General features: G+C 45.1%; 10 protein-coding genes. 8 read left to right on the top strand and 2 right to left on the bottom strand.

Annotated elements, in window-relative coordinates; all coding sequences use genetic code 11:
* The first annotated feature begins 109 nt into the window (after positions 1-109).
* The 7 genes from AB4114_RS02790 to AB4114_RS02760 all read left to right on the top strand — a co-directional run bounded on the left by AB4114_RS02790 (position 110) and on the right by AB4114_RS02760 (position 7,866).
* The gene (locus AB4114_RS02790) at positions 110-1,429 is read left to right on the top strand and encodes an ABC transporter substrate-binding protein (RefSeq protein ID WP_441987009.1); all 1,320 of its coding nucleotides are present in this window, start codon (positions 110-112) and stop codon (positions 1,427-1,429) included.
* Positions 1,430-1,503: 74 nt separating this feature from the next.
* A complete protein-coding gene (locus tag AB4114_RS02785) occupies positions 1,504-3,594 on the top strand; it encodes a glycosyl hydrolase 115 family protein (protein WP_441987008.1) in 2,091 nt (696 codons plus the stop codon).
* A gap of 65 nt (positions 3,595-3,659) precedes the next feature.
* A complete protein-coding gene (locus AB4114_RS02780; protein WP_441987007.1) occupies positions 3,660-4,211 on the top strand; it encodes a GNAT family N-acetyltransferase in 552 nt (183 codons plus the stop codon).
* A gap of 120 nt (positions 4,212-4,331) precedes the next feature.
* Positions 4,332-4,883, top strand: coding sequence for an RNA polymerase sigma factor (locus AB4114_RS02775; RefSeq protein WP_441987006.1), 552 nt, complete (start codon positions 4,332-4,334; stop codon positions 4,881-4,883).
* Positions 4,884-4,886: 3 nt separating this feature from the next.
* Positions 4,887-5,810, top strand: coding sequence for a DUF4871 domain-containing protein (locus tag AB4114_RS02770; RefSeq protein WP_441987005.1), 924 nt, complete (start codon positions 4,887-4,889; stop codon positions 5,808-5,810).
* 64 nt (positions 5,811-5,874) lie between these two features.
* Positions 5,875-6,762: a glycoside hydrolase family 43 protein gene (locus AB4114_RS02765; RefSeq protein ID WP_441987004.1), complete on the top strand. Its 888-nt coding sequence runs from the start codon at positions 5,875-5,877 to the stop codon at positions 6,760-6,762.
* 399 nt (positions 6,763-7,161) lie between these two features.
* Positions 7,162-7,866, top strand: coding sequence for a phytanoyl-CoA dioxygenase family protein (locus tag AB4114_RS02760; RefSeq protein WP_441987003.1), 705 nt, complete (start codon positions 7,162-7,164; stop codon positions 7,864-7,866).
* Between the two features lie 22 nt (positions 7,867-7,888).
* On the opposite strand, the gene AB4114_RS02755 is transcribed toward AB4114_RS02760, so the two are convergent.
* Together AB4114_RS02755 and AB4114_RS02750 are read right to left on the bottom strand one after the other, a co-directional pair.
* Entirely contained in the window at positions 7,889-8,716 is an 828-nt protein-coding gene (locus AB4114_RS02755; RefSeq protein ID WP_441987002.1) for a helix-turn-helix domain-containing protein, read from the bottom strand.
* A 588-nt stretch (positions 8,717-9,304) separates the two neighbouring features.
* Positions 9,305-10,141 carry an AraC family transcriptional regulator gene (locus tag AB4114_RS02750; RefSeq protein ID WP_441987001.1) on the bottom strand — a complete coding sequence of 279 codons (837 nt, stop codon included), beginning with the start codon at positions 10,139-10,141 and terminating at the stop codon, positions 9,305-9,307.
* Positions 10,142-10,271: 130 nt separating this feature from the next.
* Here AB4114_RS02750 and galA point away from each other — a divergent pair, with 130 nt between their 5' ends.
* Positions 10,272-12,644, top strand: a complete 2,373-nt coding sequence (gene galA / locus AB4114_RS02745; RefSeq protein ID WP_441987000.1) for a beta-galactosidase GalA — start codon at positions 10,272-10,274, stop codon at positions 12,642-12,644.
* Positions 12,645-12,646: the final 2 nt, after the last annotated feature.

The raw sequence follows: 12,646 nt of genomic DNA, 5'->3' as shown, positions 1-12,646 counted from the left end.
TTGTTTCAAAAACTGAAAGAAATCAGTTCGATTCTCTCCTATACCGTTCAGGCTTTCAGCGATACGATAAGTGTGTGAGATCGACATATGCGAGAGGGGTAATTATACAATGAAGAAAAAATTAATGACTACTGCACTATCACTTGTTGTCGTGGCATCCATGTCAGCTTGTGGATCCAAAACGGAGGAAGCTCCAGCGAAAGCTACGGTTCAACCAACAGCAGCTGCCACGACTAAAGCGGAACCAGCCGCTCCAGTCAAATTGCGTATTGCTTGGTGGGGAGCGCAAGAGCGTCATGATGCGACTCAGAAGGCATTAACTCAATATACGGCACTTCATCCAAATGTTACTTTTGAAAGCGAATTCTCCGGTTGGGACGGCTACTTCGATAAGCTCGGCGTTCAGTTCGCAGCGAAAAATGCGCCTGACATTATCCAAATGGATGCTGCTTACTTGAATGAGTATGTTGGACGTAATTTGGTTGCTGATCTAGGCAGCATTAATGTTGCAGATATGGATAAAGCGCTTATCGAATCAGGTAAAGTGAATGGCAAGCTCTTCGCAATGCCGTTAGGAACTGCCGCACTTGGCATGGCTTACGATAAAACGGTGATCGAGAAATTAGGTTTAAAGGCACCGGCTTGGGACTGGACTTGGGATGATTACTATAAATTCGGTCAAGATGCCAAAGCCAAACTAGGGAAAGATAAATACGTTTTCGTTGATCAAAGCTCAGATTTAGTTGACTATACAGCTTATCAGCTTAGTCAAGGTAAAGGGCAGTCTTTTACAGATAACAAGCTATCGATCGATAAAGATACATGGATTACCTACATGAATAAGCAATCCGAAATGCGTAAAGCAGGCATCGTTACACCTGCTGATATTACGGTGACAGACAAAGAACTTGATCCGAAAATGGATAGTGTGGTCAATGGAACAGCGCTTGCTCGTCACATTTTCTCCAACCAAGTTGGTGCTATTAATGGTCTTAAACCAGACGCTTTTGGATTTACAACACTTCCTAAAGCAGGTCAAACGGGTGGTTGGTTGAAACCAGGCATGTTCTGGAGTGTGAACGCAGGCTCCAAGCAACAAGATGAAGCGAAGAAATTCGTTGAATGGTTCATTAACGACCAAGAAGCAGGGAAAACATTATCATTAACACGTGGTATTCCAGGAAATGCGAAAATCGTAACGACTTTAGCACCAAATTTCAGCGCGTCTGACAAAACATCCGTTGATTTCATTAACAAAGTAGGACCGGCAGCACAGAAATTCGTGGCTGAACCGCAAGGCTGGGGTAACTTCAAGAAAGACTACAAAACGATCGTAGAGAAAGTTATGTTCGACAAAGCAACAGCTGATCAAGCTTACGAAGAATTAATGAAAAAAGCTAAAGAGTATGATACAGCAGTAAAAAAATAATAGATGGCATAGAATCATGGCGTTGTCGCTTCTTAGGACGCGCCATGATTTTTTCCTTCGATAGGGGTGTAGACTTGCATATAAATGTGAATAGTAAATCAACGTTACGGCTGGAGGGAAGGCTTTCTATTTGTCCGCCAGATCGATTGGGAATGCCAGTTCGTCATGCCTTAAATATGCTTACTAGAGATATCCTACATGTGCTCGGTACGGAACCAATTCTAGTAAATGAACCCGCACATGCAGAGATTGTCATTCGTTATGCGTCTGAGCATGATAGCTGTGCGATGCATACGGAAGCATTTGCTCTACGATATACGCACGATGGTGAGAAGTTGCAATTACATGTCGTTGCTAATGATGACTTGGGGCTCGTTTACGGTATCTTGCATGTGAGTGAAACGATTCTAGGCATTCATCCATTCTGGTATTGGATGGATCAGCCGATTCAGAAATGCACTACGATAGAAGTGAATTGCGAACCCTATAACTCACCTGTAGCTAAAGTGAGATTCCGCGGGTGGTTCGTCAACGATGAGGTATGTCTCATAGGATGGAAAGAGACGTACCCACCTTCGCGTGAAGTATGGCTGCCCGTTTTTGAAGCGCTGCTTCGCTGTGGTGGAAATATGGTGATTCCGGGGACGGATCTACCGAAGACAGGTATTCATTTAGAGCTAGCAGCAGAAATGGGGTTGTGGATTACCCATCATCACGCGGAGCCTTTGGGCGCAGAAATGTTCCTAAGAGCTTATACTGGCAGATCGGCCAGCTACAAGGAGGCCCCTGAATTATTTGAAAAGTTATGGCTGAAAGCCATTGAGAAGCAAAAGAATCAAAACATTCTGTGGGTGCTCTCATTCAGAGGGCAGGGGGATAAGCCTTTTTGGGAGAATGATCCATCCTTTGATACACCAACAAAGCGTGGGGAAATGATTTCCCGCGTCATATATCGCCAATACGAGATGATTAAGGAAGCCGTTGATAACCCCGTCTATTGTGTAGCTTTGTACGGTGAGATTGCAGAGCTATATAAAGACGGTTATATTGAATTGCCTCATGATGTGATCAAAATTTGGGCGGATAATGGGTATGGCAAAATGGTGTCTCGTCGGCACGGGAATTTGAATGTGCGGATGCGAGCGCTGCCTGCTGCGGATGATGGTGGTCAGCATGGTATCTATTACCACGTGACCTTCCATGATCTTCAAGCATCGAATCATTTGACGATGTTTCAGGGTTCGGCTGCCTTTGTGAAGGAGGAACTGGAGAGCGCTTTTGAAGCGGGATGTACCGATTATCTCCTGCTCAATTGCGGGAATATTCGTCAGCACGTGTATTTGCTAGATCTTGTTCGTGAGCTGTGGCTTCAAGGAACGATGGATGTCGAGACTCATTTACAGGCATTTGTTAGTCGCTATTACCCAAGTCATCAGGAAGAAATTGCTGGTTTGTATCGCACGTATACAGATGCCTCCATTGCATATGGGCCTCATGCTGATGATCTGGCTGGAGACGAGTTTTATAATCATCCTGCGAGAAGATTGATCGGTCATTGGCTGCAAGGGCGTACAAATGAAGCGGATCGTGGCTTGCTGTGGGCGACGGGAGAAGGTAGTTTCGCTGAGCAAATACAATGGTTTGAACAGCGAGCTGAAGAGGGACATGCTTCTTGGTCCAAGTGGGTCAAGGCATGTGAGGAGCTGCTTAGCAAATTGGATGGTGAGGACAAACAGCGAGCTATTGACCATTTGTGGCTGCCAGGTGTCATTCACCAGACAGGTTCGGAAGGATTGCTATGGCTCTGCCGTTCCTATGTAGCTGCTCGGAGCGAACAATATGCGCAAGCCTTCGTATTTGCTTCACAATCCATGTGGTGTTACGACAAAGGTTTACAGGCACTTCGCTTGGCAGAGCATGGCAAATGGGCGAATTTCTATCGTGCCGATTGGTTAACGAATATCGCGAGTACCGTTACTAATATAGATACACTGCGCAGATTCCTGCGTATGCAGGGGGATAGTCCAGACTTTTTCCACTGGTACAAAGAATACCTTATGCCAGAAACGGAGAAATATATTTACTTGGAAAACACACACAGGAATCCCCTTTCGGATGATGAGCTCGCTAACCAATTACAGCACTATTTTCTTAAACAAAAATAGCGTGATTTGAACCATTCTTTATTCCGACGTATAATAACAGGACTTCTAGATAAAGGATGGTATTCATGAATGACAATAATGGTAGAGTCTACATCCGGTTTCTGGATGTAAGTGACACTGATGATATGCTGAACCTCATGCTGCGTAATCGTGAATTATTCGAGGGCGTTAGTCCTAAGCGCAATGAATCTGTTTATACAAAAGAAGTACAAGAGAAGGGCATTGAAAACGGGATCAAACAAAGAGAAGAAGATAAGCGTTACGCTTTCGGCATTTTTCTAACGGAAACGGATCAACTTATTGGTGATATTTCGCTTTTTGAAGTCCAACGTGGGCCACATCAGAAGTGCATTCTCGGTTATAGCATGGACCAGGCGCATAATGGAAAAGGGTACATGACAAAAGCGATTCAACTGATCATGAAATTCGCGTTTGAAGAAATAGGATTACTACGTGTAGAAGCAGGTGTCATGCCGCGTAATGTGGGGTCGATGCGTGTGTTGGAAAAAGCAGGCTTCAAGCAAGAAGGGCTGGCACGCAAGTTGTTGGAAATTAATGGCGTACGTGAGGATCACGTGTTGTTTGCTATGTTGGCTGAGGATTATTTGGACGTGTAAAAGAATAATACTTGAACGGTAATGCGGTAGCTCTAGACTTTATATAGGTCTGGAGCTATTTTTTTTCCACAATAAGGAACCTTTTCCGGGTTGTACGGTCTTATTAGTTGAGGTGAGCGCGTGGCGAACGATTTCGAGTATTTAAAATATTTGGCTCAAGGGTATGACCGGGAGCTTGTACTACGAGACTTAATGGAAGAGTTCGGGGATGATGTATGGAACTTTGCCTTTTTCTTAACACGCCGTTCTCATGTGGCAGACGATATATCCCAAGACGTATTTCTTGCGGCATTTACTGGGATGTATGCGTTTCGCGGGGATTGCTCTGTGAAGAGTTGGCTGCTTACAATCACAAGAAATAAATCACTCCATTACCTGCAAGGGGCATTCTTTCGAAAAGTAACTTTGACGGATCGGTTCATCTCGACGGGCAGCTCGCCAGCTGCGGAGCAGGTTGTTTTCGATCGGAATGACACACGTGATCTCTGGGACTTGGTGATGACATTACCTCGTAAATATCGGGAAGTGCTTATTCTGGATTATCATTATGGACTCAAAATGATTGAAATTGCCAAGCTATTGCATGTCTCGGTTGGTACCATCAAATCAAGATTAAATCGGGCCAAGAAAAAGATGAATGCGTTAGTTACCTATAACAAGGAGGAGGTGTAGGGGATGAATGATGAAAAGCCTGCCTGGGCAAAGCGAATGGCAGATTCGCCTTTTGAAGATCGACATTTTACAAAGAAACTCACAAATCGTGTCCTTCATCGTGTCACTGAAACGAGTGATTCCTCCAAACAACGATATAAATTTGGGGCGGCAACTATGATGATTCTAGTTATTGTGATTGTGTTTGGTTTCGTAGGTGGGCCAAGTCCCGAATATGCAAATATCCATGAGCAGAAAGCTTACTATGAGCAGGGGCGTCTGATTTTTTATGTAGCTCCTGAGCCTAACGCGAGGGCTGGAGAAATGAATGGGTATATGTTTCATTTTGAAGCTGCAATGGAGACCTTTATAGGTAAAACGTTAACTATTCAGGCTGTACAGCTACAAACTGGAAGAAGTGAAACGGTCGCTTCTGAGAAAATTGAAACACCTAGCCCTGGGTATCTTAGCCTTGAAAGGTATACGACCCGATTTACGCTTCCCCTTGAAGGCATGTGGCGACTAGACGTGAAATTAGACGATCAGTTATTCGGACATGTAATCGTAAATTTGGAAACACCATCTTGGGAGCTAAGTCCGATGTTTCAATCAGGGAATTATTGGATGCGCGGTATTGCGAAACAGATTGGCTTTATTGATGCTGGATTTATAGCTGGAAGAAATCAGAAATATATGTGGCATTTCTGGGGGACGGATGAAGAGCTTGCTGGGCCATTCCAAGTTTATGCCGTAAAAGAAGGAACGAATTCATTTGTCGAAGTATTTTCATCTAATCTCTCGGCATCAGCTAACGCCTTAGGGCCAGCAAACAATGGTGCTGACCGACATCTTCCTACCCTGATGATGCTCCCGGAAAAAGGTCGTTGGCGTTTACTGCCGTACGTACACGGACGATTGCTGCCTTCCATTGTGGTCGATGTGAAGTAATGTTGCTGTTTAATCGCTGATCCCCCTATAATGAAGGGAAATAACCGCTGGAGGATTACTAGTTATGAGTCTACTACAGTTAAGCGACATTCATTTCCGCGATCCGTATGTCTTAGTTGATCAGACGAACGGCAAATATTATTTGTACGGTTCTACTGGGCAAAATGTGTGGGAAGGTCCAGCAATCGGATTTGATGTGTATGTCAGTGAGGATTTAGCTGGATGGGAAGGACCATTTCAGGCTTTCCGTCCATCGCCTGACTTCTGGTCAAATAAACACTACTGGGCTCCGGAGGTCTATGCGCGTGACGGGCGCTATTATACGCTGGCCAGCTTCAAAGCCGACAATCGATGCAGAGCTACCTGTTTGCTGATCGCCGATACGCCGCTGGGGCCATTCGAACCTGCGGGTGATACGCTTACGCCTCGGGATTGGGAATGCTTGGACGGCACGCTGTACGAGGATGAATCGGGGACTCCATGGATGATTTTCTGCCGGGAGTGGCTGGAAGTGAAGGATGGAGAGATGTACGCGGTTCAGCTGCAGGCGGATCTTCAGAAAGCCGTTTCCGAGCCGATCCTTTTATTCCGTGCCTCGGAGGCTCCATGGTCAGTTGGTTTTGGCGAGCAGTCAAGCAACTATGTCACGGATGGCCCTTATCTACACCGAATGCCGAATGGCGAACTTGTCATGCTCTGGTCGACGACTGGGGTAAATGGGTATACGATGGGCTTAGCCCGCTCGTCCTCAGGTAAGGTGACCGGACCTTGGATACAAGATGCGGAACCGCTGGATATCCGCGATGGCGGACACGGCATGATATTTCACAAATTTGACGGTACGCTCCAGTTGACCATTCATCAGCCGAACAAGCATCCATTGGAGCGTCCAGTTATGTGGCCCATCGAGGTAAACAAAGGGATGATTCAACTCGCTAAACCGGCTGAGTAAAGCAGTTTTCGTAAATAAATGGAAAATATCCAGTTATTTCAACTCAATTTGAACTAGATTGGATTTTAACTGGAAAAGCTCCATCTAATTTTCGTGTTTCGGCTACAATTGACGAGAATGATTGATTTTAGCTGTATGTTTTCCAGTTATTTCATAAAACAGGGAAGGAAACACGGAAATAGATGTACTTTTTCCATCTAATGCAGCTGATAGATACAAATGCTCCATACAACTGCCGCAGATCACTAATCTGCGGCAATTTCTCTTTCTCATGAGTCATGAAACATGCCGCCACTGAACAAAATTGCTAATTCTCACTCTCGTAAATGCAAGAAATTTCACGTTAAATTCAGTACGATGGAAGGGAAGTAATCAAGGGATCTTAAGGAGGCAGTCGCGATGTCACGAGTTACGAACTTTCAATTAACAGAGGAAATGATCAACCAGTTTTATCGGGAGGGATACTTTTACGCACCAGGATTTATAACTGCGGAGACCGTGGAAGCGATCAACAATGAGAATGCCGTGTTCGCGAATACGCTAGGCGACGGGCAGTGGAAAAGTCATGCAATTATCGACATCGCCAAAGAGAAAGCTGCTTATCCTGAAACAACAAGCTTTCTGACGAATCAGGATGTCGTTGGTGTGTTTGAACGAATTTTGGGCGATGAGGTCAAGCTGTGGATGGGGATGTATGCCGTTGTGGATCCGCAGGGGAAGGGACTCGAGTGGCACCAGGATAATCAATACACACATATTCTTGGTCACATGCTGAATGGTTTTATTGCACTTGATCATATCTCGCAGGAGAATGCGGGACTTTGGCTCGCGCCTGGTTCCCATCTTCTAGGTCGACAACCAAATCTCAATACAGAAGAGGGGCATAAACGAGCAGATGAGCCTGCCAACGGAACGCCATGCCATCCGATGGCACCGGGGGATGCGGTATTTTTCCATCGCGAAACGCTCCACCACAGTAAAATGAATCATACGGATAGACCAAGACGTGCCTATGCTTTCCAAGTTGGAGCGGTGAACTGCCGTTACGCGAAGACGGGCAAGTTGCTGGAAGACCGCGTACAGCTATCAGGATACCAACTCTAGACGGAGTGGGTACGACAAGGGTTCAACGCTTGCGATATTCCCTCGGAGTCAAGTGATGGAGCTCTTTGAATACTTTATTAAAATAACTCGCTGATCCGAAGCCACAAGTTAGGGCGATGTGCGTAATGGATTTCGCTGTCGATTGAAGCATATGACCGGCATATTGAAGACGTAACCGAATGATAAATTCATTCGGAGTTAATCCCGTCACTTCCCTGAATTTGGTATAGAACCACGTTTTCTTGAGGTGCGATTGTTCAATCACAATGTCCATATCCAACTCTTCTGCCCAATGCGCCATGAGATAGTCAATTGCCTGGATAATGCCCTGCGCGGAGGAATCCTCTAGTAGTTGATCGCGGTTATGCATCAAATAGTACCTCTGCATATGAACAAGCATTTGGATCATCAAGGTTTGCTGCTGAAGTTCCCATCCGGGGAGCGAGTGCTTCGCTTCCTCGAGCGCTTCAAGGGCCAGTCTTTTTACCGATTGAGCGTAATCCGAATCCGCTGGAATGAGTGGTGAAGTATTCGTCATGTAAAAAGGTGTAAGCAAACTGGAACCTCGGGGCATGACCCCAACGAAAGAAGGAGAGAAAAGCAGCATGATCCAACGACTGGGCTGCCCCTCCTCTTGGGTTAGATTCGAATGCGGCTCGAAGGGACGCAGCAGGAAGATATCCCCTGGACCTGCATAATAGCACGCATCTCCGATCTTGTATTTCATCCCTTGGTCCAGCGCTATACTGACCTCGAGAGCATCGTGCATATGTAAATCATGGTCGGTGAATTGGGCGTATTTCTCTTGGATCGTGTAGCCGGCAGCTAGGGGCAGGCGCTCATACTGCAAGGATGGATCACTCCTTTTAGGGGATTCATATGATTAAGTATAACTTTTTTGAAAAAAGGAAAACAGCAGCATATCCGAATATAGAACTGGATGTATGTTCACCTAGAGAATGGAGATCGACGGAGTGAAGCACACACCGTTTCATTGCATAGCGCTCATTGGAGTGATGCAGGGGAACGGTTTTTTGTTCGTAACGGACTCAACTGGCCTTATTTGCTCCAAATCAGTGTTTTTGAAATTCTAACGGACACAAACGTCGCTATTCACTAGAATTTTGCTTATTTCCTATTATTAGGTGCAAATAAAGGCAATCGTGTCCGTTAGATTCAGGGAAGTCTCACTCCATGCCAAATAACGTTTTTCTTGTCCGTTAGGAGATGAAAGATTCTGAATATGCGACGGTAACGGGTATAAATTAGGTGGGAAAAAAATAGCAGTCAACCATATAGTGATTAATTCCGTCGCCTATCTCAATAAAAAGCACGGATTTATGTTTAACAGTAATTTTTATTCTCGAGCTACAAATGCTCGAATAAACAGCAATAGGCTGAATCTCACGTAGATCTTCTACAGAGAGATTCAGCCTCTTCATGTTAGTTTGTACACGCTTCGGAAATGATTGGGCGTGATGCCTTCACTTCGTTTAAACAACTTAATAAAATAGCTCGGACTTTCAAAGCCAACTTTTGCCGAAATATGGTTTATTTCGAGATCAGGGGATAATTGAAGAAATTCTTTCGCTTTAAGAATCCGATACTGATTGATGTAGGCGAAAGGCCTTGTGCCTAACGTTTGCTGAAATAGAACACACGTATATTGCGGTGTAACACCCAGTTGATTGGCCAAGTCCTGAAGGGTTAGGGGCTGCTCAAAGTGCTGCTGGATGTAGTCGATAACCGGCTTTAGCTGCTCCAATTGCTCCTGATTCGAGCGAGTATCTGATGTGGATGTATATCGAAATAAATCCATAAGCAAGCCATACAACAGATGGGAACCATCATAGCTTGAGATTTGATTACGAATGCTGTAAAGATGATTAATTTCATTGATTCTGGCTTCGACCATGTCAGGCTTCGTCATAAAGAGAACCATAGAGCAGTTAAATTGCATGGATTGCAAAAGTGGCCCAGCGAAATGGCCATTAAATTCAACCCATTGTACCGTCCATGGTTCCTCTACGGGATAATATCGGTGAGGTACTTCCGGGTATAGTAACATGCCCTGTCCTTTGGAAAGTGTCATCGATTTCCCTTCGATTTCGAGAACTCCTTGCCCGTCAAAGCACTGAATCCATTGATATGCCTTGTAGCCATCCTTTCTCACTACGGTTGGTTGATTCACCCAGTAGCCCGTTGAGACCAGATAAAGAGGTAATTGAAAATCAATATCGGTTAGGACATGCCAGAAGAAATGTTTCATTGTCATCACGCTCATCCCTTTACATTAATATTGTTATATTAGCATAAATATTCTTTGATTGTTGAAGGTTTTGTTCAGGAATATAATTTCAATAAAGTTATATAGCATACATTTATTGTTAAAGGAGTGCATTGAAATGACGTATCAAAAAGTAAGATCGAAAGAGCATTTCGACAAGGATTGGTTTTTCCATAAAGGAGATATATCGATTCCATACGCCGTAAAAGCAGGGAAGACAGGTGGTATCACAGACATTGGGAGTCAAGAACTGGGAGAATGGTTAGAAATTGCTTTTGTAGATCAAACGACAGAAGATGCCCTTGTACCAAAGGATTGGCAACGGATCAGCATTCCTCACGATTGGGTTGTGGAGGAACAAGTGCGGAATGACCCGAACCTTGGAAGCCGACCTGGCAGTCATGGATATTTGCCTACGGGGATTGGCTTATATCGGAAAATGTTTGCGCTACCCGCTGAAGATTGTGGGAAAAAGATAAGCATACATTTCGATGGTGTCATGGGCGTCAGTACCGTATGGCTTAATGGACATCTGCTTGGAACACATGATAGTGGATATACGGAAGTCTATTATGATATTTCTGATCAAGCGCGCTACGGTGATGAAGGGAATAATGTCATCGTTGTGAGAGTCGATGCTACGCGATATGAAGGCTGGTGGTATGAGGGAGGCGGCATATATCGGCATACTTGGCTGCAGAAAACGGACCGTCTCCATGTCGCACATTGGGGAACTTATGTAACGACACCTCATGTGACGGAGCAGCGTGCTGAGGTAGTCATCCGCACAGTTATTCACAACGAGTATGAGAAGGATCGCGGATGTTGGCTCACTTCCACGATCGTGAATGAAGCCGGTGAGATGGTTGCTTTTACATCGGAAAGCGTAGAGGTAGCCTGGTTCGATCAGGTGGAAGTTGAGAACAGGGTAGATGTGGCACTCCCACAATGCTGGTCACCTGATCATCCAGTTCTTTATAAATTGATCACGGAAGTGAGTATTGGGAAGAAAGTCGTGGATACCTATGAAACCCATTTTGGGATACGTACGCTTGCTTTTACGAGAGAAGGATTTCTACTCAATGGAGAGTCTGTTCTACTCAAGGGTACTTGTAATCATCAAGATTTTGCAGGGGTTGGCGTTGCCTTACCAGATCGTGTTATCGCATATAAGCTTCAGTTATTGAAGGAAATGGGCTGCAATGCCTATCGAAGCGCACATCATCCGCCTACCCCGGAATTGCTTGCCATCTGTGATCGTATAGGCATGATGGTCATTGATGAGAATCGGAAGCTGGATAGTTCTCCTAGCGGGCTTGCCGATTTAGAAAGCTTGATCCGGAKGGATCGTAATCATCCTTCAATTATTGTTTGGTGCATGGAGAATGAAGAGATACTGGAAGGAAAGATAACAGGCTCGCGTATTCTTCGAACACTTGCCAATGTGACCCGCAAACTGGATCCTACTCGACCAACGCTTGCGGCTATGAATCATGGCTGGAATGGAGAGGGGTACAGCGATCAAGTTGACATTGTTGGCTACAATTACGGGCAAAGAAAGCAACAAGATTTGACCGATCATTTCAATTATCCGTCTAGAATCATACTTGGAAGTGAGAGCGCTAGCAGCACAACCACCCGCGGTATATATGCCATTGATACAGAACGAGGCTATTGTCCATCCTATGAAGGAATGTATATGCCTTCTTGGTCTTGTACCGTGGAAAAAGCGTGGAACGACGTAATTGAGAATCCATTTTTGACTGGCGTATTTCTTTGGACAGGTTTTGATTATCGTGGCGAGCCTACTCCTTACAGGTGGCCGTGCATTTCTTCTCATTTTGGCATCATGGACACATGCGGTTTCCCAAAAGATGTTTATTATTATCTCAAATCTGTATGGACGGAAGAGCCTATGGTTCATCTGTTGCCGCATTGGAATTGGGCTGGAAAAGAAGGCGAATTGGTGGACGTCTGGGTCTATTCCAATGGGGATGAGGTTGATCTGCAACTAAATGGACGTACGCTTGGCATCCAGCCTATGATTAAAGCTGGGCATTTAGAATGGAAAGTTCCTTATGAGCCTGGGGAACTTACAGCAATTTCCTATAAGGAAGGCGAACTTTTTGCTGAGAAAAAGGTGAAGACGACGGATTTCCCATACCGAGTACACATGGAGCCAGATCGCACCGACATACAGGCGGATGGAACGGATGTCTGTGTAGTTAAAGTTTCGATTCGTGACCAAGCGGATAACCTTGTACCGATCGCGGATAACGAAGTATACTTCACGGTAGAGGGCGCCGGGACCATTCTGGGGGTTGGCAACGGTAATCCAAGCAGCCATGAGCCTGATAAAGCGAATCGTCGTCGGGCATTTAATGGCTATTGCCTGTTATTAATTCAGAGCGGAAATACCCCAGGGGAGATTGTGGTTTCAGGAACATCGATCGGTCTCCAATCTGCCGAAATTACGCTAGCGGCACGATAATC

This window comes from Paenibacillus sp. 2RAB27, from assembly GCF_052115445.1.
Classification (GTDB): Bacteria; Bacillota; Bacilli; order Paenibacillales; family NBRC-103111; genus Paenibacillus_E.
The sequence above is the reverse complement of the archived record's forward strand: the minus strand, read 5'-3'. Positions and strand labels throughout refer to the sequence as shown.

Bases quoted from the DNA above. Each gene is read 5' to 3' on its own strand.
- AB4114_RS02770 (WP_441987005.1), top strand. From the start codon at position 4,887: ATGAATGATGAAAAGCCTGCCTGGGCAAAGCGAATGGCAGATTCGCCT.
- AB4114_RS02765 (WP_441987004.1), top strand. From the start codon at position 5,875: ATGAGTCTACTACAGTTAAGCGACATTCATTTCCGCGATCCGTATGTC.
- AB4114_RS02790 (WP_441987009.1), top strand. From the start codon at position 110: ATGAAGAAAAAATTAATGACTACTGCACTATCACTTGTTGTCGTGGCA.
- AB4114_RS02750 (WP_441987001.1), bottom strand. From the start codon at position 10,141: ATGACAATGAAACATTTCTTCTGGCATGTCCTAACCGATATTGATTTT.
- AB4114_RS02780 (WP_441987007.1), top strand. From the start codon at position 3,660: ATGAATGACAATAATGGTAGAGTCTACATCCGGTTTCTGGATGTAAGT.
- AB4114_RS02760 (WP_441987003.1), top strand. From the start codon at position 7,162: ATGTCACGAGTTACGAACTTTCAATTAACAGAGGAAATGATCAACCAG.